The organism is Faecalibacterium sp. DFI.5.82, assembly GCF_029076575.1.
GTDB classification, from domain to species: domain Bacteria; phylum Bacillota; class Clostridia; order Oscillospirales; family Ruminococcaceae; genus Faecalibacterium; species Faecalibacterium duncaniae.
On the sequence record NZ_JARFIS010000004.1, the window covers coordinates 38,622 to 62,930 of the forward strand.

Genomic DNA, 24,309 nt, shown 5'->3' on the forward strand with positions numbered 1-24,309 from the left:
GGGGGCGTTTTTCCGTGTCTTAGTTATGAGCCAGTTCATTTAGGAGCAGCTTTCGATAGCCCACATCCAAGACGCAGCGATGGAAGTCCATCAGACGGTGTTCGTCGAACAGCTTTTCACAGAGCTTGGTCAGCGGATGATTCATCAGCTTTGCAGAAATGCCAGTCTCGTTGAAAAACCTTGCCCATGTGAAGACCTCTTCTAAATCTTCCTGCCCAAGCGTGGCAGGAATGATGGCGTTGCAGAGACGGACAATGGGGCTGTCCGTAAATCGCTCTGCGACTTCCTCCGGTGTGCATTCATAGCGGTCACAGTCAAAGGAAAGCGCATCCTCAATTTTAAGATAATTTTCGATTTCATCCCGCGTCAAGGTTATGGTGTAGTCTCCCATACCGGACGGCACATCAATATTCTCCATGACATCAAGCTCGTAACGGGAGCCGCCGATGATCGCCTCAAAGGAGAAGGACTGACAGATTACTGCCGGGTTTTTGTCTATCTTGTCCTCATTCAGAAATGACAGCGGGTTATACTCCGTCAGCTCCCAGGCGATTTTTCCTCTCTCTGTTTGCTCGGCAATCTGCTGGATCAGATGTTGTTCTTCTTCGTGCAGATTTTCATTGTACATCATGATACACCTCCGTTTTCTGATTGTCGTTTTTGGGGGGCTGTTCTATGTTTCCGAAGAGAATGCCGTTTGTATCATCATTCCTTGGCTGAGGGCAGACCTTCGTAAAACTTCCTCAGTTCGTCCAGACTGCTTGTACGATTTTTGATGGGCAGGGAATCCCATGTGATGTCATGATAGCGTTCAGGCGGCTCGTCCCGCAGTCTTCGGTCGATGATGCAGACAATGCCGGTGTCTGTGAAATTGCGGATCAATCGCCCGATACCTTGCTTGAGCTTGATAATCATTTCGGGAACGCGAACATCCATCAGAGCATCCTTAGCAATGGAACACTTATACTCGATAATTGGATCGGGGACAGGAAACGGAAGCCGGAAAATGATGACATTGGAAAGGCTTTTTCCTTCAATGCTGATACCTTCCCAATATGCGCCCGTCCCCAGAAGCACGGAGTTCGTATCTTCCTTAAATTCAAGCAGCACCTTATCCTGCGACGATCCCGGCTGCTGCATCAGGATTTTGTACGGAAGATTTTTCTCACTGAGAATGGAGTAGACCTCTTCCATGTCGGTCTTTGCCGTAAACAGCACGAGTGCCTTTCCATTGGAAATGCTCAGGATCTCAAGCAGTCGCTCCACGCCCTTTTCAATGAAGGCTTCATGTTCTTTGGTCGGGTGCGGGAGATCGTCGCAATAGTAGATCATGGCGTGTTCATCGTATGGATATGGGGAAGGCTTTGGCTCGGATAAGCAGCCGCGATCACCAGCGGGAAAGCCGGTATTGCTGATAAAGTAAGAATACTGTTCTTCCAGAGACCCGCTCGTGGCGTTCGTCAGCGTGGCAGAGGTCAAGATGGTTCTTTCATCACCATTGAAGTATAGGCGGCTCACAATTTCTTTTGTGTTTTTAGGGCAATAGACGAGTTCCGTGTTGCTGCCGTGCTGCTCAATCCAGATCAGCATATCGTCTATCTGGTCAAGAAGCTCTGAAAGGGACTCGCTGACGGCATCCAGATCATCAGAGGCAGCAAAGGAACGGTTGTTTCTGAAATCCATGCTGGAATAAATCTGAATGCTGGACGAAAGGTTGTGTATGGCGGCGTTCATCTCGGTAAGCAGTTCAATCGCACTGCCATTGTTGTCGAAGAAAAAGCGGTCAGCGTAGCGCATATCCTGTTCTGCCTCGTTGATCTGCTTTTGGACTTGTGCTTTCAGGCAGTTATAGAAGGCGATGATTGCGCTTTCTGCCTCTCGCTTTTCTCTGGACACGCTGCTCTGGTCAGAGGATCGCAGCTCATAGAATGCGCTCTTAATCATCCCAAAGAGCATACCTTGCCCGAAACGCTCCGTTGTGGCACTTCGCACCTTATCATCCAAGTTGTGCGCTTCATCCACGACAAGCAGATCAGCGGCGGCGTTAATCAGCCCGTCCTGACCGCGCCGGAGTTTCATGAGATGCTGGGTTAGAAAATCCTGATTGCACAGTACCACTCCATCCGTAAACTTTAATGCTGCGCGGACTTTGTAATATTTGCACTTCTTTTCACAGGAGCCGCAATTCTTCATGCTGAACCGCTGCACATTTACCTTGTCCCAGATGCCTTGCGGCAAAACCTCCGGGAAATCCTTGCGTTCCTCATACCCCTGCTGGATTCCTTCATTGAGCGCGTCCGGTGGGTCAGCCTTCGGGTCACACATATACTCATCTGCGCGTTTGTTGCAGAGATAATGGGTCTGTCCTTTTGCGAGGATGACATCTCTGTTCAGCCCAAGAAGGGGCATTACCGCGTGGACATCGCGCCAGAGCTGTTCTTGAAGCGCGATGGTCGAGGTTGCGATGATAACCGGCTTGTTCATGCGTTTGCTGTACAGCAGCACCGGCACAAGATAGCCAAAGGACTTTCCAATGCCCACGCCAGCTTCAATCGCAAAATGCTGATCGTTTATGAGGGCGTCCACAATCTCAAAGGACATATCCTGCTGTCCCTCACGCATTTCCAAACCATGCTGCGGGGCTTCATCCCAAAAGAAGGTGCTGACTTGCTCACTCATGGAGTACAGCTCTGCTTTTCTGCGCTTTTTCCGTTCCTCCGATGTATTGAATCCAAAATAGAATCTGTTGTCCATCCACATTCCTCCCGGAATAGAAACCAAGGCTATCCGCGTTTCAGCTCAATGCTGACGTTTCCGTTCTCGTCGATGGTCAGCGTCATGTGCCTGATGTGCTTCTCATAGAACTGCCGCCGCTCTGCGGAAGACATTTCGATCCTCGTGTTTCGCAGAGCTGCATCAAACATATCGTTGACATTCAGGTGAACGGAGTTGTCAATCCAGCGGTTCATCTCCTTGAACAGTGCGTTTTTCTTGATGTCCTCGCTGTTGCCGGAGTAGAAGTCATCCAGATAGCAGTAGAATATCCCGGATTCTGCAAGTGCTGCCTTCATATCCGGTCCGCATTTTTCCCGCTCAATCATGACAAGAAATCTGGCGTCCGGCAATGAAGAGATAAGCCCCCAGTAGTCGGAATCGCTTGAGACAATGACGAAGGAATCCACTTGCTTCTGGTAGTGTTCCTGACAGGCTCTTGCGGTGAGCTTGATGTCTACCAGTGATTTGTTCTGCTTGATCCGCTCAATCATGATATGTTCAACGGGGATGCGGGTGTAGTTTTCAAGAATCCGCCATGCCGTAGCGGTGTGTACGTCATCAAAGAGAATGATCGCCGTAATTTTCTGCATGACTTCATAATCAAGGTTTTTGAGCGTGGCGCACAGCTTGTACGGGTCGGAGTTTTCACAGTCCACCACCAATACGGTCTTCTCGCTGTCATCTATGAAGTCGTAGATATTGTTTTTTACAAAAGCCCCTGCATCGGAGACTTTACTGTATTCCGTGAAGGCGTCGCAATGCCATTGATAAAGCAGGGTAGCAAACTTCTTGTCATTATAGAGGACATTACCCTCGTCCATCGGTATCCAGTTGATATACATTTGATAGGGGTAGTAGGAGAGACTTGCGTAATAGATGTCCGCAGCATCTTTCGTTCCGTCCTCTGTCAAACCGTTTGGCATGATGAACAGCTCTTTTATGTACGCCCAGTTAATCCAGATTGGAAAGAGGCTTTTGCAGTTGTTGATGCGGTCTGAAATCAGCCGGTTGATCTCGATAATGTGGTGGCAGAGCTTTGTACTCGACTTTTTGATAAAGCTGATTCCGTCATTTGAAAGCTGCTGCATACTGGACATTGGAAGGATCTCAGGCATCGAAAGAAGCCCACGGTATTCCATTCGCATGATGTCATTTATTTTCCGGTAATTGCGCTCAATGGCGGTGCGGATGATACAGAGATTACGAATGATGCGGGCATTTTTATCCTGTTCAAGCCGGTCGTATATCTCTATCTTCGGCGGCTCGTGTTCATTTTGAAAAATACGGAGCGGGACGCCGATCAGATAAGCGACCTTTGACACAAGCTCATAGGTGCTGTCTTTGTAGGCAATCTGCTCTCCGGCATATTCGACGCCATTCAACATGACTGAATTGCCCATGATCTACTCCTTTCTCGTAGGGGAGTTAAGCGGTCATTACATTGTCCGTCCACATCTCACACTGGCTCATGACAGTCTGGACAGCATCATCCATACCCTCAGGCGGATATTTGTGTTTTTTCAGCAGCCTTTTGACAAGGCGGCGCATTCCTGCTCTTGCGCTCTCTTTCTTTTGCCAGTCTATTGTCTGGTTTTTGCGAAGCAAATCTGTCAGTTCTTTCGTGATAGCAATAAGCTCATCATGCTCGTAAAAGTCCTTTATTGCTTGCGGCTTCGTGAGAGCATCATAGAAAGCAAGCTCGTCCGCTGTCAATCCGAGTTTTTCACCCTCGGCGGCAGCAGCGGCAATGTCTTTCGCCAGCTTGAGTAATTCTTGAATAACTTCCTCGTTGGTGAGCATTCCGTTCAAATAGCGGTTCATTGCGCTCTGAATGATTTCGGAGAACTTTTCAGACTTGACGATATTTGTTCGACGGTAAACAGAGACCTGTTCGGAAATCAGTTTTTTCAGGAGTTCGACTGCAAGATTCTTCTCCTTCATGTTTGCCACTTCTTCAAGAAACTTCGGATCGAACAGCGAAAACTCAGTCTGGACATCAGAAAAGAGGTTGATAACGCCTTCGCTCTTGATGCTGTGCTTCAAAAGCTCGTTAATGCGCTCATTTACTTCCGGAAGCGTAAACTTCTTTCCGGTACCGCCTGAAACCAAGCGCACGGTCATTGTTCTTACGGACTCGAAGAAAGCCGCCTCCATGCGGGTTTGCTCGTCTACCAAGCTGCTGCACAGCGAAAGTGCCTGCTTGAGAAGCAAGGCTTCTTTGATGAACACATTCTGTGTCTTCTCATTGTCGGGAAGCTCGTACTCTGCAACACTTTTGCCGAGTATGAAGTTCACACCGCCGCTGATGAGCTTTGCCCTGTCGAGGTCGCTTCCGGTCATGAATTTCTCATAACTGAATCCGTGGAACAAATCTCTGCAAATAGAGAGCTTTTCAAGGAACTTCGGATATGCAGCCTTGCTTACATCTGTATCACCATAGTTCTTCTTGTCTCTGGCAGTATAGTCGTTCATTGCCTGTTTCAGTGCAGCCGCAATACCGACGTAATCGACAACCAAACCGCCTTCTTTATCTTTGAAGACACGATTGACGCGAGCGATAGCTTGCATCAGGTTGTGTCCAGCCATCGGCTTATAGACATACATCGTAGCAAGGGAGGGAACATCAAAGCCGGTCAGCCACATATCCACGACGATGGCGATTTTCAGCGGAGAGTTGTTGTCTTTGAATTTCCGCGCCATATCGTCCTTATGAGCTTTGTTGCCGATAATCTCACGCCATTCTTCGGGATCGTTATTGCCTTGCGTCATGACCACTGCAATCTTTTCCGTCCACGCTGGGCGTAGCTCAAGAATGCGCTTATAAATCTTCATTGCTATGGGACGCGAATAAGCAACGATCATCGCCTTGCCGGTCAGGATATTCTCACGGTAATTCTCGTAATGATCAAGAATGTCATTTACCAAGGAATTGATCGTCTGGTCGGCACCGAGGATTGCTTCCATCTGACCGAGTTCCTTTTTGCTCTTTTCAATGACATATGGATCGGCGTTGTCAGCCATAATGTCATACTCATTATCGATCAGATGGAGGGTGTTCTCGTCGAGTTTCAGGTGAATCACACGGCTCTCGTAGTAGACGGGTCTGGTCGCGCCATCTTCAACTGCCTGAGTCATATCATAGATGTCGATGTAATCACCGAAGACCTCTCGTGTACTGCGGTCTTTTGTGGAGATCGGTGTTCCGGTGAATCCAATGTAGGTCGCATTAGGAAGCGTGTCTCTTATAATGCGGGCAGTGCCGATAACGGTTTTCGCCTCGACTTCGCCGTTGTCCTTCTGCTTGACCACAACCTTCTCATTGAGACCATATTGCCCACGATGCGCTTCATCAGCCATCACGATAATGTTCCGGCGTTCCGAAAGAGCTTCGTTGCTTTCTTCAAACTTCTGCATGGTCGTGAAGATTATGCCGTTTGCCTGTCTGTTTGCAAGCAATTCTTTCAGATTCTTGCGGCTCTCAGCGTGCTGCGGCGTTTGCCGGAGGAAGTCCTTGCAGCGGGCGAATTGTCCGTAAAGCTGGTCATCCAGATCGTTACGGTCGGTAATGACAACGATAGTGGGGCTTTCTAACGCTTCTTGCAGATAATGAGCATAGAAGACCATAGACAGCGATTTTCCGCTGCCCTGCGTATGCCAGAAAACACCACCCTTACCGTCCGTCACTGTTGCGTGTTTTGTAGACTCAATCGCCTTTTTGACTGCGAAATACTGATGATACCCGGCGAGTATCTTGAAAGTATTCTGTCCATCCACATTAAAGCAGATGAAGTTTTTCACGATGTCAAGGAAGCGGGTCTTCTCAAACAGTCCTACAAAGAATGTGTCAAATGATGCGTGTTGCGTATTCTCATAGCTGCCGTCTGTTGTTTTCCACTCCATAAAGCGGTCTTCGCCGGACGTGATTGTACCAGCCTTTGAAGTGGTCAAGTCGCTCATGACACATACCGCATTATAAATGAACATAGAGGGGATCTCATACATATAGTTCCGGAGCTGGCGGTATGCTGCGGAAGCATCGGTTTCTTCGCGGGACGGAGACTTCAACTCCACAATGACGAGTGGGAGACCATTGACAAAGAGAATCACATCTGGTCTTTTTTCGGAGTTCTCAATGAAAGTCCATTGATTCGCAACTGTGAACTCGTTACTGGCAGGATTTTTGAAGTCTACAAGGTAAACAAGGGTAGAGCGTTCTTCACCCTTGTCATAGTATTTTACCGGGACTCCGTTTTGGAGGTAGTCCATAAAGACCATGTTCTTCTGCAAAAGCGTTCCGGTTTCAAAGTTCTTGAGCTTATAGATTGCCTCCGTCAGAGCATCCATTGGCAAGTTTTTGTTGATTCGCTGCAAAGAGGGCAGCAGGACATCCTCATAAAGCGGAGAGTGATAATCGCGCTCCACATCTGGTCCATAGACATAGGTATATCCAAGATCCTCATTGAGAAGCTGCAAGACGGCATTCTCATAATTTGATTCGGTAAAATAGCCCGACATTTGTACTCAACTCCCTCTACATAATATCCGCATAGATGCGGTTTTCAGCTTTTGTGAAGATTACCTCAGCAGGAAATAAATCTTCTCCTGTATTTGCCATTGAAACCAGCGTCATTGCCCATTCGTTCAACTGTACAGGCAGCCTATAACATAGATTTTCAGGTGATGCCTCAACAGTGACTAATGGGATGCCGCCCTTTGCAATACCGACAGAAAGAACTACAAAGGCGTTTTTTCCTTTGGTGAGTTCCAGAATGGGTTGTCTGTCTACATCGTGATAAACTTTTGCGCCGCGTCGATTCCTAAAAAAATCCTTTTCTTGATCTTTCACCGGCTCAACAGGCAGCTTGTTTTTCATCTGCTCAAAATGGGTTTCAAGTCTTTGGCAGATGCAGCTATTACAATACTCCGGTTGCATATCAAAGTCTTGTTCGATGTCTTTAGCTGAATTGAAATGATTCATGAAATCCAGCAGTCCCAAAAAGCTAACAAGGTCATCTGAATAATTACCGGCATAGACCTTATACCAATCATTGTTGATCTCGAACACGATATGATAAAGCTGCTTGTATAGCTGTAACTGCCCATCGGTTAGTCTGAACCATTCTTTGCTAAGAAGAGTCTTCGCAATGCGGGGACTGTCCTGCGTCGGTGTCAAGGAATGGTATAGCGATTTCATCAGTTTGCCGATAATTCCTACCAGCATATCAGCCATTCTAATTCCAAAGTGGTCTATCGAGTCTGCCTCTTCGCAATTCTTCAAACTGGCTTCTTTCGCGGCAATGAGAGTTTCGCTTTCGGCTCCTGCTTCACCTTCCTTGTCAAGCAAGACTGAATAATCAAGAATGCCCTTGCTGCTCAGGAAATTTCCAAACCCGACAAACTGCGAATGGTAGTCCCAAGTGAGGGACTGCGGAACATCGACGTTATTCAGGACATAAAGGACGGCTTCAAATGCCGTGTTTTCCTGCGCCTTCAATTCGCGGTTTTCTTTGTTACGCCTAATCCGGTTCGTCAAGAATGTCATTAACGCAGCTACAAACTCCGCTGGACTTTTATACAGGCTTTCAATTACCTCTGTGGGTCGGTATGTAACTATCGCTTTGACTATTGAGTAGCGTGCAGCGTCCATATCAAAGAAGACGCTATTGCGATAGCCTTTGAAAAGCTGGGTGATAACGTATTCGATTTTGCTTGCACAGAACAGATAGATATAGCTGTTCGCATCAAAGATGGAGAAGAAATCTCCAAGCAGCTTTACATTTGCTTCGTTGAGAGAGGCAAATCCATGAACTAACTGCTTCGGCTTTATCGTTCCGCTTTTCAGCTCTCCTTTTTTCTTCCTATCAGCGTATTTTTCTTCAAAAGCATGATAACGCTGTTCAAAAGCTGTTTCGTGATCGCTGCGCCACCCGATAATAGCTGCCAGAAAACCATCATAATATGTCTCACCAGTAACGGTTGAGAGATTGATGACCCTGCTATGCTCAGACTCATCGTAGTAAAAGCAGTATTTCATCTTATCCCTCCTAGCGTAAACGATAATTTATACGCTCAAGCCAAAGCTATCTTTGACAACCATTTTATCAATATTGATGCCATCCCTGCTGGATGGAGAAAAGGCAATCTCTTAGACATCGCCAATTACTTGAATGGACTTGCCATGCAGAAGTTCCGTCCTCAGGGGAATGAAATAGGTCTTCCAGTATTGAAGATCAAGGAACTCCGCCAAGGTTCATGTGATGATAGTAGTGAACTCTGCTCCTTGAGAATCAAACCAGAATACATCATTCACGATGGCGATGTCATCTTCTCTTGGTCTGGAAGTCTACTTGTTGATATATGGTGCGGGGGAACTTGCGGATTGAATCAGCACCTTTTCAAGGTTACATCAGACATCTATGACAAGTGGTTTTACTACCTGTGGACGGCTCACCACCTTGCCCGTTTTATTGCAATCGCTGCTGATAAGGCAACAACAATGGGGCATATCAAACGTGAGGAACTTGCCAAAGCAGAGGTCTTAATTCCTTGCGAAGAAGATTATACAAGTCTCACCTCTATCATGCAGCCCATTTTTGAGCTGATAATCTCGAACCGGATTGAGGGTCGTAAGCTGGCTGTACTTAGGGATGAACTGCTACCAAAGTTGATGTCCGGCGAGATTGATGTCTCCGCTGTCCAGCTCTAAGCCGCTAAATTATCGTTTATCCTTTCGTTGTTTTCAATTTTGGTATCAAGGCTATCCAACACAGCAGCAATTCGTTTTTGGTAGCTGACATCTACGGGAATGCGTACCTTAACAGCCCTCATCGTTTTTCCTGATACTTCCTTAAAGGTGGTTCCGCTTCCCATCGCTTCGATAGCGTCCTTGTTGTACTTCAAAAGGTAGTAAACAAATAGCGGATCAGCTTTTTCATTTACGACAATACTCTTGAATCCCTGATTGGTACAAACACTTTGAGAAGCGATTGCGACGTAACCAATGGGAGCGCGTGATGTGAAGAGAACAGCATCTTTCGGCATCATTTGTGCAGAACATGACGCAAGTCCCTTTTCGGTTATATTTCTTTCCCCGCTGGTTATGTATCTTCCTTTGAAAGAAGATAGGTCTTTGGGCGTTATCCACGGAATACTGCCTCCGTAGTAGTCTTCACATTTTGTAGATGGGGTTGCCCCACCAACTATTTCTCCTAATTTATCAAGAGTACACTCAATCCATTCTGTCATGCGGTACACCATCCTATCCGATGTATTTTCTATGTGCCAGCTTCACATTCTGTTGTTTCACCATTGCATAGTGCATGGTGGTGTCGATTTTCTGATGCCCTAAGAGCTGCTGGACTTGCTCTATGGGCATTCCTTTGTCTATGGCAGTTGTAGCCAGTGTACGCCTGAACTTGTGAGGGTGAACCTTCGGGATATTCAGACGCTTTCCCAGCTCCCGAAGGCGTGTCTCCACTCCGCCAATCATCAATCGGTCAAAGGGAGCTTTCAGGGAAACAAACAAAGCTGGGTTTTCATCCGTTCGCCCCTCAAGGTAGTTTTGAAGGTGGATTTTCGTCCTTGCGTCGAAATAGACCAATCGTTCTTTATTACCCTTGCCGATAACAACGCATTCGCGCTCATTGAAGTTGATGTCTTCGCGGTTTAGTGTGACCAGCTCACCAACACGCATTCCAGAGGAAGCCAGAAGATCAATCATCGCCAAGTCCCGTGCTGTTGTGCAGTTGTCACGCATCAGCTCTAACGCTTCATCGGTGTAGGTGTCCTTGACCACCTGTGCAGTCTTAACTTTGTGAATCCGGCGTACCGGGCTTTTCACAATGAAATCCTCATCTTCAAGCCATGAGAAGAAGCTGGACAGTATCCGGCGGATGTTGTCTATGGTCACTTTGCTCGACCTACGCTGAACTTGATAGCTTGTCAGATAGCGGCGCAAATCATCTGTGGTGATCTGTCGCGCAGCCTTTCCAACTCCGGCAATTAGAGCCTCAATCGTCTTCCGGTAGTAGCTCAGGGTTTTCTCCGAACAGCCTTCGATCCGCTTTGCCGTGATAAATGCTTCGACTGCATCTGCTTCGTCTGCTGGAATTGAGCCACTATCATAGGTGATCGTTGCCCCTTCCAATGTCTCAGCCATTGCATCCCGAAGGTGCATGAGCTGTTCGTTGTTAAGATACGGCAGCATTTTTCGCTGTATCTCCGTGATGAGTTGTTCTGTCATTGTCGTGTCTCCTTTCGAGGTAAGAGAACGACATTCAGTGGCAGTCCCTTTTGTAAAACTCTCGCCACTGGTGAGAGTTATTCAGACGGTAAACGATAATTTAGCGGCTTAGAGCTGGATGGCGGAGACATCAATCTCGCCGGTCATCAGCTTGGGCAAAAGGGAGTCTCGCAGTGCTGCCAAACGCTCATTCTCAAGAAGATTATTCTCAATTTGAGGGATGACAGCCCACGCAAAACCAGAAAATGTTTGAATTACATCGTTGTTTGCACAGGGTATTTCAAACGCTGCGATCATCTTTGTGGTTAAACTTCCTCGAATACTACTTGAATCTGAGATTGCGCGAAGTTCCTCATACCGGTTTGCCAAATTCCAAAACAGATAGGGTAGGATGTTTCTATCGGCGTGAATGACGATTACAGACTGATTGACATAGGTGTCAATCAAAAGCATGGATGTCTGTCCCCTCGTAAAACCCTGACCAGCAGATGCCATGACAATATCGTGTTTTGAAGCGAGTTTGGTAGATGAATTGTCGATGCCGGTTTGTGTAATGCTTTTTTCAGTTGAGATCACAAAACGATTTCGGGTCTCACCAGATGAAAACCAGCCAAACGTGCCATCCCAATACGCTGCATTTGAGGTTGTCGGAGTTCCGCCGCTGTAAATGCGCTCGGCATAGTTGCCGATGGTGGTCATTTCACATTCAACGTCCTTGAATAGTGATGTGTAGTAAGCGTTGACTATCTCATATAAATTATCGTTTATCCTATCGTTAAGCGCAATCTTTTCGTCAATCCTTGCAAGGAAATCTCCGATGCGTCTCTGCTCGTCCAAGTCTGGCACTGACAATTCAAGCTCTTCGAGAACGCTTTGTTGAACTCGCTGCCTTCCAGAAGATCCAACCATAGACTTTATAGCTACATTACGGAAAACCGGGTTTATTGCTGTGTAATAAACAAATTGCGGATCGCTGATTCCCGTTTTTGCTCTCATCACAATAAACTCCGTTGAGCCAAAGCCAATTTCGCCATCATCAAGCATATCAACATAAGCGGTTTTTCCGTTTTCAAGGCATGGAGTGATCCTTGCCATAACGGTGTCCCCGTTGCAAAACTTAGCTCCGCCGTTAAACTCGGCTTTTTCCGTCTCTGGAATCTTTTTCGTGAACGGCTTTAATTTGTCCATTGCAACCTTCGTTGCAATGTCACCCTTTTTGAGGCTCAAGCGAGGATTAAAGTCAATAAAGTCGGCAGCGCGAATTGTCCTCCACTCAGATGTCATACCCAATCGCCCCCAGTCGTTCTTTGATCTGCGCCTCAAGTTCATGGGACTTTGCGAAAAGCTCAGAAAGTTCAGAAGTCAAACGCCCCATTTTCTCTTCATACGGCTCGCCGTCATCTTCCTGTTCCTCAATACCAACATAGCGTCCCGGAGTGAGAATGTAATCCTGCTTTGCAATGTCCTGTGTAGTGACAACAGCACAGAAGCCCTTTTCATCTTCGAGTGTTCCATCAACGAAGGCATTATAAGTGTCGGCAATTTTCTTGATGTCTTCATCCGTCAGTTCGCGCAGCTTCCGCGTAACCATAGTGCCGAGTTTCCGTGCGTCGATGAATAGTGTCTTGCCTTTTTGCTTCTTGTTCTTTGCAAGGAACCAGAGCGATACCGGGATCTGCGTCGTGTAGAATAGCTGCGTCGGCATTGCAACGATACAGTCCACAAGGTCAGCATTGATAATGTTCTTGCGGATTTCACCTTCACCGCCGGACTGCGAGGAAAGCGAACCATTTGCAAGAACCATACCGATACGCCCATTCGGGGCGAGATGCCAGATCATGTGCTGCAACCACGCGAAGTTTGCATTTCCAGCAGGAGGCGTACCATACTGCCAACGGACATCATCAACGAGTTCATCCGCACCCCAGCCGGAGAGATTGAAGGGAGGATTTGCCATAATGAAGTCTGCCTTGAGTTGAGGGTGGCAGTCGTTAAAGAACGTGTCCGCATTAAACTTGCCGAGGTCGGCTTCAATACCGCGAATGGCAAGATTCATCTGCGCCATCTTCCATGTGGTCGGGTTGGAGTCCTGACCAAAAACGGAAATCTTGTTGATGTTGCCGCCGTGATTCTCGATGAACTTTGCAGACTGAACGAACATACCGCCAGAGCCGCAGCATGGGTCATAAACACGTCCATTAAACGGCTGCAACACCTCAACAAGGGTACGTACAACACAAGAGGGAGTATAGAACTCACCAGCAAGTTTACCTTCTTGCTCAGCAAACTTGGAGAGACAGTATTCGTATGTACGACCGAGAATGTCCTTGCTGTTTCCATGCTCGATCATCTGAATGTTGGTGAAGAGATCAACCACTTCACCAAGACGCCGCTTGTCCAGCTCCGGACGGGCGAAGTTCTTAGGCAGAATATCTTTGAGGCGCTTGTTTTCTTTCTCGATACTGCGCATTGCATCATCAATTACCGTGCCAATTTCCGGCGTGTGAGCGGCAGCAGCAATCGCACTCCATCGTGCATTCTCAGGGACAAAGAATATGTTTTCGGCAGTGTATTCGTCCTGATCCTCTTCAAATCCATCGCCTTCTTCAACCAGTTCCTTGTACTTTGCCTCGAAGCGATCAGAAATGTATTTCAAGAAAATCAATCCGAGAACGACGGACTTGTATTCGGATGCGTCGATGTTTCCGCGCAGGACGCAAGCCGCGTCCCAGATTTGTTTTTCAAAGCCGATATTGCTTGTGTTATTTTCAGCCATTTCAGCAACCTCCAAAGTTATAGTTTCACACTTACTATTCTACAAAAAGAGCTGTACGAAAAACCGGACTCAGTTCTTGTCCGTTCGCACAGCCTCACATATATCTCCGATGTCACAGTTCAAGTAATCACAAATGCGCAGCAAAATAGAGAGGGACACTTCTTCCCCCTTATTCAGTTTTGTCCATGTTCCGGCAGACAGCCCTACTTCATGTCGTAGAGAAGCCTTCTTTATGTCGCGTTCCAGAAGAAGCATCCATAGTTTCTTATAGCTTATGCGCACGGCAACCATCCTTTCGCTTGCTTGCATTCAACATCGTTTATAATATTATACTGGATTTCATTCTCAAAAGCAATCCGTTGATGCAGAAATTAAAGAAAAAGTTTCAATTTCTCGAACCTTCTCTCAAGGATGCAGGGCATCTCCTGTTGATCGGAGATGCCCTGTTTTTGACGAGATTATTCGCGCTGTGTGCTGCGCAGATGATCACGGTCATGGTCAGCAGAAGGAGCGAGAAACGTATCAACATTAGACTTGATCGTCTCTATTTGCTTTACTTCTTTTTTGAGCTTCGCACGTTCATCATAGAGCCGCTGTTGCTCATCGAGAAGTCGCTGCTGTTGCGCTTGCAGCGTCTTCAAGCTCGGCAGTTTTTCATCGCCCTGCATGGCAAGCAGCGTACTCCGTGCCGCCTCGAAGATCACAAGCTCTGCCTCATGCTTTGCCTTGAAACCCGGCTTATCTTTTGCCTTCTGGAAAGCGTCATATACAGGTTTTAGGCGCTGGTAGTTGGAGATGTTTTTGATAAGCGGCTGGACTTCCCGCAGCCGCGCTTCAACGCCTTTCAGCTCCTTGCCGGTACGATCATAGGAGCTGTGAACATCCTCGACCTTCTTCTCAAGATCGGCGTATTGGAGCAAGTTGTTGTCTGTGAGATAGTTGAGCGTCCGTGCCGCTTCCTTGAGGATAGTGAGCTTTGCTTTATGCTCATAACCCTTGCTGTCGATAAGCCTGATCCGCTCCTGAATATCTCCGATGAGAGAGATGCCCTTCGGCGTGGTCTGTCTCTGACTTCTTCGGGGCGTCCGTCCGGCAATCCGCTCCTTGATGCGTTCCTCGGTGTAGTTCTCTCCGATGGTCTTAGAACGGGTAAACCGCTCCTGACCTTCAGCGCGGAAGGAGATGTATTTGCCGGGTTTGATTTCATAACCGGCTTCCTGCATGAGCCGCAGAAAATCATCGTAGTCCTTCGCTGTGATGACAAGCCGGTCGATGGTCTGCTTGAGTTTTTGCTTCCAGCTCGTGCCGCGTTTGGCTTCGGTGTACTCCTTGTAGCTCATGCCTTTGTTCTGAGAGGGAGGGATAACAGAGAGACCGTTTTCCTTACAGAGCCGGTCGCTGACCTCACGCATATCATAGTAAATCCGCTTGTAGCTCTTGTAGGCGTGGTAGTCCACAAAGTCAACCGCATTGAAAATCAGATGGTTATGAACATGGTCCTTGTCAATGTGCGTGGTCAGCACATACTCGTATTTTCCACCGAGGATTTCATCCGCAAATTGCTTGCCGATCTCGTGGGCAAGCTCCGGCGTGACCTCTCCAATTCCAAAGGACTGGATCACATGACGGGCTATGATCCTGACCGGGTTCATCCCTTTTTGCTCGGCTATTTTCCGTGTCCATTCAAATTCCCGCGCTGCGGTCTCGCTGGCACAGCCGTAGGACGAGACCAGCAGCTTCTCGTCGGTCTTTTCGGGATTGAGAATGTACGCGATTGCCTTGCTCAAAGTTCCTCGGATTGCTTTGATTTTAGTAACTGCCATACCGCGTCCATCTTTTCTTTCAGCTCGTCAATATCGTCCTGATAGAATCGTCCCGTCGAGTTGATCCTGCGGCAGACGGTATTGATGTTCACACCGATCTTGTTGATTTCGGCGGCGAGCTTTTTCTGCTCCGTGTAGTCCACAACGATGATGTAGCCGTCGATCAGCATCTTCCTTGCATACGCACCAAAGTTCTCCGTGCCGATCATCTCCATCTTCTTTGCAATCGTCCGTTCTTCCTGTGGTGTCAGCCAAATCTTCTTCTGAATGTCTCGTGTTCTTCGTACCATGCTGCGCCCTCCGTCGTAAAGATTAGAAGGGTTTGGGACTATCCCAACAAGCAAAAATCTGATGTTAAGGGCAGGGTCTCCTTAACTGATTTTTCTCCGGTGGGTACTCACCGGATTTGCTTGCTAATCTCCCAAAATCGTATTCCCCGAAGAGTCCTCCGTGAAATGTCCCTTCACTTTACAACGGACACAATAAGAGCGTTTGTTGAGTACCGGATTTCAAAAAAGTCAAAAAATCATTGGATTTCCCATGTGAAAGCCACGGTGTCCGACACGTCAATATCGTCCGGCTCGATCTCTGGCGCAGAGCATTTACTCATCGCCATAAGAGGCTGAATGCAGTCTTCGACCTCATAGCTTGTTCTGGAATACACATTGAGTTCGCCCCAGTTGTAGTCGATATTGAGTAGCTGCCCAAGCGTACTGCCTGATGCTTTGCAAAGAATCTCCGCCTTCGCTCTGGCATTCTCCGTCGCGCTGATCAGCAGCTTTTCGCTGACCGCTGATGGGTTTCTTACAGTGAATGCAATACTGAGTTCCGGCTTTGCACCGCAATCCGCAATCGCAGAAATGACCTTTGCAAGCTGTTTGCTGTCAAAGTCAAATGCAAGTTTCAAGCGATAGCTGCAAGCATATCCGACAAACTCTCGCTTGTAATTTCCTTGCCGATCCTTGACGTTCTCGTATCTTGTCTGGACATCAAAGCTCGTGGTTTTCAAGTCTTCTTTGCGATACCCAACGCAGACTGCGGCACCTTGCAGTCTTTCGATTCTCTCGGCAGCTTCCGACATTGCACGGTCATAGGTTTTAGATAAGGTTTCAATGTTCAAGGAGAGGATGATGTAATCCGGTCTTGCGGAGACATTTCCTGTCCCTTTTACGGTGATCGTTCTCATTGCTTTCTCCCGTCCTTTCTGGAATTGAAGTCCTCATCAATACGCTTTTTCCAATTCGTACCCAGTGGTACGCTGCATCGGACAGCAGAAACCGCTTCGCTCAGAACTTCATAGTTGAGCTGCGTTCCCTCATGGTCAGAGTGGTAGTTGACCGCTCGGTCTGCACCAATTCCGAAATGCCTTGCCGTCTCAACCGCGTCGATGTTTGCACCGAGGAATAAAAACTCCCAGCCATACTTTTTCTTTTGACGCTCAATCATTTTCTTGACCTTCTCGCTGTCATAACGGCGGCTTGCATTCTCCATACCGTCCGTTGTGATGACGAACAGAGTATGTTCAGGGACATCTTCATTTCTTGCGTACTTGTGGACATTTCCAATGTGATGAATCGCTCCGCCGATAGCATCCAGAAGCGCGGTGCAGCCGCGAACGGAATAGTCCTTGTCGGTCATCGGCTCGACCTTTTGAACCGGTACACGGTCATGAATAACCTCGCTCATGTTGTCAAAGAGAACGGTAGAGATCAATGCCTCACCATTCTCCTTTTTTTGCTTTTCAATCATGGAGTTGAATCCTCCGATGGTGTCTGTTTCCAGTCCGCTCATAGAGCCGCTGCGATCAAGGATGAATACGATCTCCGTCAAGTTCTTTCTCATGTTTTGTACCTCCGTATATAAAAATATGACTGCTTGGTGTCTCACCTTACAGTCATATTGTACTTCGGTATTCACTTCATTTGGTCGCATGGCAAGCGACATTATTCTAAGGACAAGAACAGCTCTCCGTCAATGCTTAGGATGTCATCCATCGGAATCTTCGTGCCGTCCTGTATGGTAATCAGGCGCTCAAAGTCATCAACCTTTATGACTGCGCCGGTTGCAGTTACATACGCACCGCCAGCTTTGCGCTCATCAGGTTTGAAGTAGGTTATTTCAACCTCCGGCTCTTCATCAAGGGCATCCATGAGAAGCTGATACCTCATGTTCAAAGCGGTCAAGGCTCCCTCATCAAGCTCAATCCTTTCGTCGGTCAGACGTCCGGTTTCCTTGATTGCAGAATCATAGCCGGTGAGGGCGGCAAAGGGCGCAAACTGCGCTGCACGATCTGACATCGGCATTTGTGGTCGCGTTTTGGAAACGTGGTGAGGAAGTCCCATGATCTCGTCGTATTTTCCGTTCACGCCTTATGCCCTCCAATCTGCGCATTGCGGTCTTTCGCGGTTGCACCTTCTTCAAGATTCATTGCCTTGAGGATGGCGTTCTTTCCATACTTCTTCTTGATGGCAAGCGTGGCGGCTTGTATCTTCCGCTCACGCTCCAAAGCGGCATCTTCGGCTTTCTGTTTTTCCTCTTCGGCGGCATAGTCGGTAAAGAGGTCGAGCTGGACTGCACCGTCGTTTTTCTTCGGTACATCAGCTTCCGGCAGGACATGATTTGCAACAACATACATACGGCGGACAAGCAGATTCTTATCCACGATCCGGTCGAAGAGTTCTGACACAGCACACATTATTTTGCGAGTAGAGGATGTGTGACCGTCGAGGTTAATAGAGCCGTGCGCCTGTTTCGGAATCTGCCTCCCATAATGATCTGTCTCCACCGCGCCGTGATACTTTGCCCGTCGCGCCGGATCAGTCAGGTTCTCAATGTCGTAGCCAACTGTGAGAACCATCTGGTCGGTGACAAGCCCCTTGTCTACCAAGTCCAGCACAAGCAAGTCCGTCATTTCCCGCACAACCAGCTTCGCCTTCTGCGGCTCATAGGGGCAGTGCAAAACCTGACCAGAGCTGAGGCTGTTGGAGCTGGGACGGTACGCTTTGATTGCTTCAATGGTGGTCGGTTCCCATCCCCACGCATGGTCAATGAGCAATTCCGCATTCTTGCCGAACAGCTTGTAAAGCAAGTCCTCGTTCCGCTCTGAACAGAGGGCAACATCACCCATCGTGAACATCCCGTTCTGCTCAAGTTTCTTGGCAATGCCCCGACCCACGCGCCAGAAGTCCGTGAGAGGCTGATGAGACCAAAGCTCACGCCGGAACTTCATCTCATCCAGCTCTGCAATGCGGACACCGTTCTTGTCGGCGTGGATGTGCTTCGCCACAATATCCATTGCCACTTTGCAGAGAAAGAGATTCGTCCCAATCCCAGCGGTTGCCGTGATGCCGGTTGTCTCAAGCACGTCGAGGATGATCTTCATGGCAAGGTCATGTGCCGAGAGCTTGTAGGTGTTCAGGTAGTCCGTCACGTCCATGAACACCTCGTCGATGGAATAGACCACAATGTCCTCCGGCGCGATGTACTTGAGGTAGACCTGATAGATGCGGGTGCTGTACTCCATGTAATACGCCATTCGGGGCGGCGCAATGATAAAGTCAATCGCCAGAGACGGGTTTGCTTGCAACTCCGAGAAGAAGTGTGATGTGCCGTCCAGTCTGCGTCCCGGTGCGTCGTGCTGCCGTCCGGCATTTGCTTCCTTCACACGCTGCTTGACTTCAAACAGCCGCCCGCGTCCGGAGATACCGTAGCTCTTGAGGGAGGGCGTGACGGCAAGGCAGATGGTCTTATCGGTACGGCTTTCATCCGCAACAACAAGGTTTGTGTCCAGAGGATCTAAGCCGCGCTCCCGGCACTCCACGGAGGCGTAGAAGGATTTCAGGTCGATTGCGATGTAAGTGTGTTGTTTCACCTTCTTTGCCTCCGCTTTCTTCTTAGATCAGCCCTAATGACATTTCATTGGAGCTTTTAATGTTGAATACGATACGCCATTCAATATCACCCTCCACCGGCTCAAAGTGTAGAGAGGAACAAACTGCATGAAGTTTTTCTTTTGAGCTGTCTCCACACACGATTGCGATTGGACCGTCCGCTCCGCCGATAATGCCGATACAAGCAATATCGTTTCGTGCCTCTGGTGCATAGCGGTCAGAGCATGGCGCAATTTCCAAAGGCTTGTCCCCCTCAGCGCAATCACAGATCGTAACATCGCTGTCAGGTTCAGGAGAAAGTGTATAGCTCATAGCAGTAAAATGCGTAGGATAAAACCAGCGGTCAGAACCGTAACGCTTTTCGGAAATTGTCTGCTGCTCTAATTCCTGTACAGTCAATGTGTATTTTTTTCCACTGACCGGATGGAGGAAAGAAAACGAATCACCGGGAGCGTGTGCCTTGAAATGTGGTCCCGGGACACGACACGACTGCTGCTCCATTGTAAGGGAGAGGGCTTTTATTTCAGGACGGCGTTTGCTTGTCCACGGAAAAGCTGCCCGAAAAATCATCCATCCATAGGATGTATCCAAATCATAGTGTTCCAATGCCCACTTTGCTTCCGCTTCATTGATCACCCCGTCTGGCAAACATGGATTAAAGACCACGGAACAGCCGTGGGAGGTCAGCATTGTTTTCCCGTTCAATTCCAAACGAGGAATAAAGTCAAGGCAAAGTGGATTGTCTAAATCTATCTGCATTTGCTGCTCCTGCGTGAAGTATTCGCAGGAGTCGTTTTCGGGGTGTAAATCCCATTTAGTTATGAACTTGCGAATGTCTTCTTCCGGGGTACGCATACAAAAGTCCATGACGAGTCCCTTGCTGCAAGAATACGCCGCAGGAATAACCCAATGATGCCTCGCCCAGTCAAATTGCTTATTCAACCGGATTTCCGTTCCGGCATGGTCTTTTCCCGAATGTCCCCAGAAGTTTCCATCAAAGTAGACCTTCCACTCAGGCATGGTCGGTTCTGCTTCTGGGTTCATATCAACATCATAATAGTCCTCGGTGTACTTGATCTTACTATAATCAAAAGATGCTTGCAGCTTTTTGATGTATACCCACGGCTGTTCCATAGGCGTCAATTTCATTTTCTCAGCAAGCTCTGATAGCGTTCTTTGCTGATCCTGCGTTGGAGGGTTGTCCTGCAAAAAGGCTTCAAACTGGGCTTTATCCCACATCCACGCCTGTTCCAGCGCTGCCGAATCACTGCAAGCAAGGAGCAACCTCAGAAAGTCTTCAAAATCGTTTGCCAGCGGATGAACAAAATCCGGAGCCGAGTTCATGGGACTGACGGAAAATACCATACCGCCAAAGTCTCGAACAAAGCAGAAGTGGATGCCGTCCACACCCGCCCAGCCAAAAATAGATGCACCTTTTGGCGTGCAAAAGTATGGGTTGTTATCTTCACGACGCTCCACCCCTACGGGCGAAAGGTCAATACCACTTCGCAAAAATTTCTGAAACACTTTATCCATAGACCTTATGCTCCTATTAAACTTTGGTCGAAGGCAAACAGAGCCTCGTTGATCTCAAAGACATTATAGTTCCCATGCTCCACGAAATACTCCACGATGATGTCAAACTTGTTGGAGTGGGAGAGCGCAAAGCCAGCCTTCATGAGCATATCCTTCATTTCAACAAGCGGCAGCTCAAGGGCAATGGCAAACGCAATGACCGTGGGCTTGGAAGGCTTATAAGACTTGTCCGAGCGGATCTTCGAGAAGAGCTTCCGGTCAATATTCGCCTTCTTATAGCACTGCGCGTCCGTCATGCCGCGCTCATCAATCTTTCGCAGAAGCATCTCGGAAAAACTCTCGTCGATCTGTCCCAGCGCGTCATCAAGGGTTGCCGCCTTTTTGGGGGCAGCCGCCGCAGAGACGGGAGGCATGAGCTGTTCGATTGCCTCTTCACAAACGGATGCCTCGCAAGGCATGGGTTCTTCCATCCGGAAGGCGTTCATCCTGCGCAGACGCTCGGAACGATTATCAGTATGCTCATCCACATAGCGGTCATCTATGTACGCTGCAATATCGGCAAACAGCTTGCCGCTGATCTGATAGGCTTTGCGGTCAAAAATGACGATGTACACCGTCATTTCATTTTCGAGAAGGAAACTGCTAATGGTGTCAATCGCCACTTTGAGAGCCTGATCCTTCGGATAGCCGAAAATGCCGGAGGAAATCAGAGGGAACGCAGCCGATTCGCAGCCGTATTCCTTCGCCAGCATGAGCGATGTCCGATAACAGGATGTCAGTAGTTCGCGCTCACCATGCCGTCCGTCATACCAGCGCGGACCGACAGCATGAATGACATATTTGCAGGGCAGCTTGTAGCCCTTCGTGATTTTTGCGCTCCCGGTTTTGCAGCCGTGGAGCGTTTCACATTCCGTCAGCAGCTCCGGTCCTGCAGCACGATGAATGCAGCCGTCCACACCGCCGCCACCCAGCAGCGACTCGTTGGCAGCGTTGACGATGGCGTCCACCTTCATTTTCGTGATGTCATTTCTGACGATTTGAAGCGGCATGATTCTATCCTCCGTCCTATCAAAGCGGCATCGGTGTCCGGGCGATCAGAATGACCGCCAGAATCGCGCCCACAAATGCCGCTGCCCCTACGACCGCCAACACCTTTTTGTCGAGCTTCTTCTTCGCTGCCTTGCCAATCAGCGCAGCGCAAGCCATGCAGACAGCCGCAGCAACAAGCGCAATGCCCAGCGTTTCCCATAGCCAAGAAAGTTCATGTAGGATTTTCATGCGATCATCATCTCCTGTTCGTTAAACTGGAATTTATAGTCCTCTCAAAACCAATTTGCTTTTTCTTCTCGAAATACGGGAATATCACTATCTCGATATGGATTGTAATTATGAAGATTGCAACCAAACTCTTTTAATGATTTTATTTTGTTATCCTGTGTCCATACAATTAAAGATATTCCGTCAAATTCTTCAACATTTCCATTATTCATTTTGTTTTTAAAATACCACTCCACGATTGTTTGATTGCCTTGATGAAAAAATTGCTTAATCTCCCAGACAAGAACACTTCCGCGTGTATTCCATTCGTCAAACCAGTGCTTTACCGTTTTGCGGTTTTCATATTTAGGACTCCAACTCTCAGTATATACAACATCATCTGTAAAAATATTGTCAATTCCTAAATCTGCTTTCTTAATCCACATATCAAACCATAATCGGATAATTTTTTCTCTCTCGTTCATAAAGCACCTCCACAACTTCCGATTTGTCTGCCCCTTAAAGTCCAAGTCCTTCAACCCACGCCGCAAGCTCCTGATGCCCGACGTTGCCCTTGAAAACTTTGCCGTCCATCAGCTTTGCGCCTTTGCAGCTCGGCGCAAGGCGTTCGTTCGTCTTGCCAATGCCGCTTCCGCCGGAGGTTGCAAACGGGATGATCGTTTTGCCGCTCAGGTCATAACTCTCAAGGAACGTATTGATAATCGTCGGCGCAACGTACCACCAGATTGGGAAGCCCACAAAGATTGTATCGTAGTCCTTCATGTTGTCCCGCTTCACGGCAATTTCCGGTCGTGAAGCGGGATCGTTCATTTCAATCGTGCTGCGGGCGTTCTTTTCCATCCAGTTCAGATCAGCTTCCGTGTAAGGCACCTTCGGCTCAATCTCAAAGATGTCCGCGCCGATTGCCTCAGCCAGCGTCTCGGCAACCTTCGCGGTCACGCCGGACGCAGAAAAATATGCTACAAGTTTCTTGCTCATGGTGTTTTATCCTTTCAATATCTTCGTAAGCTGCTGTACAGACGCACCCGGCAGGATGGAGGAAAGATGCTGCATCATGCGCTCTTTGGATTCCTGCGGGTCTCGCTGATATGCAGATGTGATAAGGTCGTACCCGAAAAGTTCTTCCGGCGTCGCATACTCTGCGACACCCCAGCCATAAGGTCTTCCATATCTGTCCTGCATATAGACGAAATCCGCGATGCAGACATAGCTCTGCATTTGCAGCCGCGTGATGCACGTCTCAAAACCGGTGTTGCCGCCCTTGCGGTAGTTCAGAGCTTCTTTCAGCCGTTTGGAAAGCATCCTGCCTTCACCGGCTATGGCTTCATAAAGCTCTTTGTCCTTGTAGGACGCCAAGCCGTCATCCCAACGGGCGTCAAAGTCATAGCCGTCACGCCGGAAGTTCGCAAAGTCCGGAATCCACTCCCGGCTCACAAATCCAGCCTTCTTGTTGAAAAGTTTGCCGTAAAGACATTTGCCGCTCCGCGCAGCCGGTCCTTTCCATTCCCACGGACCATCTACATCATCCGCAAACCATAACTCAGGTGGGCAAAGTTCCTCGATGGAGAAGCCGTGAATCTCGTTCCGAAAGAAGGGCAGAAAGCCGTGTTGTTCGACGGCTGCAATCAAACCATCTGCACTATGTAGTTGTCTGGCATATCTCTTTGACATTACTCCGCCTCTTCAATCACGCCATAATCAATCAGGATATTCTTCTCCGCATACTGCGGGTAAACAACACCCATCATCTCATACTGATAACGTCTTACGCGGCGATGCTCCTGAACCGGCTCCGGTGCATACGCAGCGGTTTCGCAGTGCGCATACTCCGGCATTTCCGCAAGATCATCCCGAACAGCACGGATAAGCGCGTCTGCCACATCATCAATGTTCTTGCCGGTCTCCACGGCAACCAGTTCGTGCTTCTGGACTGCCTTGTCCAGATTACCGGGGGAGCGAAACAGCTTATATTTCATATCGTTGCCCGTC

At 48.3% G+C, this 24,309-nt stretch carries 24 protein-coding genes; 1 reads left to right on the top strand and 23 read right to left on the bottom strand.

Annotation, left to right across the window (positions count from 1 at the left end):
* Window positions 1-19: 19 nt before the first annotated feature.
* The 5 genes from P0G09_RS06995 to P0G09_RS07015 all read right to left on the bottom strand — a co-directional run bounded on the left by P0G09_RS06995 (window position 20) and on the right by P0G09_RS07015 (window position 8,809).
* On the bottom strand, window positions 20-631 hold the full coding sequence (locus tag P0G09_RS06995) for a hypothetical protein (protein WP_275252304.1): 612 nt from the start codon (window positions 629-631) through the stop codon (window positions 20-22).
* A 74-nt stretch (window positions 632-705) separates the two neighbouring features.
* A complete protein-coding gene (locus P0G09_RS07000) occupies window positions 706-2,754 on the bottom strand; it encodes an ATP-dependent DNA helicase (protein WP_275252305.1) in 2,049 nt (682 codons plus the stop codon).
* Between the two features lie 29 nt (window positions 2,755-2,783).
* Window positions 2,784-4,175 (bottom strand): NYN domain-containing protein, encoded by a 1,392-nt coding sequence (locus tag P0G09_RS07005; RefSeq protein WP_275252306.1) that lies wholly within the window; start codon window positions 4,173-4,175, stop codon window positions 2,784-2,786.
* A 25-nt stretch (window positions 4,176-4,200) separates the two neighbouring features.
* Window positions 4,201-7,290 (bottom strand): type I restriction endonuclease subunit R, encoded by a 3,090-nt coding sequence (locus tag P0G09_RS07010; RefSeq protein ID WP_275252307.1) that lies wholly within the window; start codon window positions 7,288-7,290, stop codon window positions 4,201-4,203.
* A 16-nt stretch (window positions 7,291-7,306) separates the two neighbouring features.
* Entirely contained in the window at window positions 7,307-8,809 is a 1,503-nt protein-coding gene (locus tag P0G09_RS07015) for a hypothetical protein (protein WP_275252308.1), read from the bottom strand.
* Here P0G09_RS07015 and P0G09_RS07020 point away from each other — a divergent pair.
* Complete coding sequence (locus tag P0G09_RS07020; RefSeq protein WP_275252309.1) at window positions 8,774-9,481, top strand: restriction endonuclease subunit S; 708 nt, start codon at window positions 8,774-8,776, stop codon at window positions 9,479-9,481. The two genes, P0G09_RS07015 and P0G09_RS07020, sit on opposite strands and share 36 nt — an antisense overlap.
* Here the strand turns inward: P0G09_RS07020 and P0G09_RS07025 are convergent.
* The 18 genes from P0G09_RS07025 to P0G09_RS07110 all read right to left on the bottom strand — a co-directional run bounded on the left by P0G09_RS07025 (window position 9,478) and on the right by P0G09_RS07110 (window position 24,296).
* Window positions 9,478-10,020: a restriction endonuclease subunit S gene (locus tag P0G09_RS07025; protein WP_275252310.1), complete on the bottom strand. Its 543-nt coding sequence runs from the start codon at window positions 10,018-10,020 to the stop codon at window positions 9,478-9,480. The genes P0G09_RS07020 and P0G09_RS07025 overlap by 4 nt on opposite strands.
* 13 nt (window positions 10,021-10,033) lie before the next feature.
* Window positions 10,034-11,017: a site-specific tyrosine recombinase/integron integrase gene (gene xerA / locus P0G09_RS07030; RefSeq protein WP_275252311.1), complete on the bottom strand. Its 984-nt coding sequence runs from the start codon at window positions 11,015-11,017 to the stop codon at window positions 10,034-10,036.
* Between the two features lie 108 nt (window positions 11,018-11,125).
* Window positions 11,126-12,301 carry a restriction endonuclease subunit S gene (locus P0G09_RS07035; protein ID WP_275252312.1) on the bottom strand — a complete coding sequence of 392 codons (1,176 nt, stop codon included), beginning with the start codon at window positions 12,299-12,301 and terminating at the stop codon, window positions 11,126-11,128.
* A complete protein-coding gene (locus tag P0G09_RS07040) occupies window positions 12,291-13,793 on the bottom strand; it encodes a class I SAM-dependent DNA methyltransferase (RefSeq protein ID WP_275252313.1) in 1,503 nt (500 codons plus the stop codon). The genes P0G09_RS07035 and P0G09_RS07040 overlap by 11 nt, the downstream gene beginning before the upstream one ends.
* 69 nt (window positions 13,794-13,862) lie before the next feature.
* Window positions 13,863-14,075 (bottom strand): helix-turn-helix transcriptional regulator, encoded by a 213-nt coding sequence (locus P0G09_RS07045; RefSeq protein WP_197055333.1) that lies wholly within the window; start codon window positions 14,073-14,075, stop codon window positions 13,863-13,865.
* A 176-nt stretch (window positions 14,076-14,251) separates the two neighbouring features.
* Window positions 14,252-15,616, bottom strand: a complete 1,365-nt coding sequence (locus tag P0G09_RS07050) for a relaxase/mobilization nuclease domain-containing protein (RefSeq protein WP_275252314.1) — start codon at window positions 15,614-15,616, stop codon at window positions 14,252-14,254.
* Window positions 15,577-15,906: a plasmid mobilization relaxosome protein MobC gene (gene mobC, locus P0G09_RS07055; RefSeq protein WP_005934759.1), complete on the bottom strand. Its 330-nt coding sequence runs from the start codon at window positions 15,904-15,906 to the stop codon at window positions 15,577-15,579. The genes P0G09_RS07050 and mobC overlap by 40 nt, the downstream gene beginning before the upstream one ends.
* Before the next feature lie 236 nt (window positions 15,907-16,142).
* A complete protein-coding gene (locus P0G09_RS07060; RefSeq protein WP_275252315.1) occupies window positions 16,143-16,802 on the bottom strand; it encodes an SIMPL domain-containing protein in 660 nt (219 codons plus the stop codon).
* A complete protein-coding gene (locus P0G09_RS07065; protein ID WP_275252316.1) occupies window positions 16,799-17,560 on the bottom strand; it encodes a hypothetical protein in 762 nt (253 codons plus the stop codon). Before P0G09_RS07065 ends, P0G09_RS07060 begins: the two co-directional genes overlap by 4 nt.
* Complete coding sequence (locus P0G09_RS07070) at window positions 17,560-17,982, bottom strand: hypothetical protein (protein WP_275252317.1); 423 nt, start codon at window positions 17,980-17,982, stop codon at window positions 17,560-17,562. Before P0G09_RS07070 ends, P0G09_RS07065 begins: the two co-directional genes overlap by 1 nt.
* Entirely contained in the window at window positions 17,979-19,487 is a 1,509-nt protein-coding gene (locus P0G09_RS07075) for a DNA methylase (protein WP_275252318.1), read from the bottom strand. Before P0G09_RS07075 ends, P0G09_RS07070 begins: the two co-directional genes overlap by 4 nt.
* Before the next feature lie 22 nt (window positions 19,488-19,509).
* Window positions 19,510-21,042, bottom strand: a complete 1,533-nt coding sequence (locus tag P0G09_RS07080) for a hypothetical protein (protein WP_195279233.1) — start codon at window positions 21,040-21,042, stop codon at window positions 19,510-19,512.
* Between the two features lie 5 nt (window positions 21,043-21,047).
* Complete coding sequence (locus P0G09_RS07085; protein ID WP_006573506.1) at window positions 21,048-22,091, bottom strand: O-acetyl-ADP-ribose deacetylase; 1,044 nt, start codon at window positions 22,089-22,091, stop codon at window positions 21,048-21,050.
* A gap of 19 nt (window positions 22,092-22,110) precedes the next feature.
* Window positions 22,111-22,320, bottom strand: a complete 210-nt coding sequence (locus P0G09_RS07090) for a hypothetical protein (RefSeq protein ID WP_006573505.1) — start codon at window positions 22,318-22,320, stop codon at window positions 22,111-22,113.
* Between the two features lie 44 nt (window positions 22,321-22,364).
* A complete protein-coding gene (locus P0G09_RS07095) occupies window positions 22,365-22,784 on the bottom strand; it encodes a nuclear transport factor 2 family protein (RefSeq protein ID WP_006573504.1) in 420 nt (139 codons plus the stop codon).
* A 34-nt stretch (window positions 22,785-22,818) separates the two neighbouring features.
* On the bottom strand, window positions 22,819-23,298 hold the full coding sequence (locus P0G09_RS07100) for a flavodoxin (RefSeq protein ID WP_007592963.1): 480 nt from the start codon (window positions 23,296-23,298) through the stop codon (window positions 22,819-22,821).
* A gap of 6 nt (window positions 23,299-23,304) precedes the next feature.
* A complete protein-coding gene (locus P0G09_RS07105; RefSeq protein WP_147561322.1) occupies window positions 23,305-23,991 on the bottom strand; it encodes a hypothetical protein in 687 nt (228 codons plus the stop codon).
* A complete protein-coding gene (locus tag P0G09_RS07110; RefSeq protein WP_147561320.1) occupies window positions 23,991-24,296 on the bottom strand; it encodes a carboxylate--amine ligase in 306 nt (101 codons plus the stop codon). The genes P0G09_RS07105 and P0G09_RS07110 overlap by 1 nt, the downstream gene beginning before the upstream one ends.
* Window positions 24,297-24,309 lie beyond the last annotated feature (13 nt).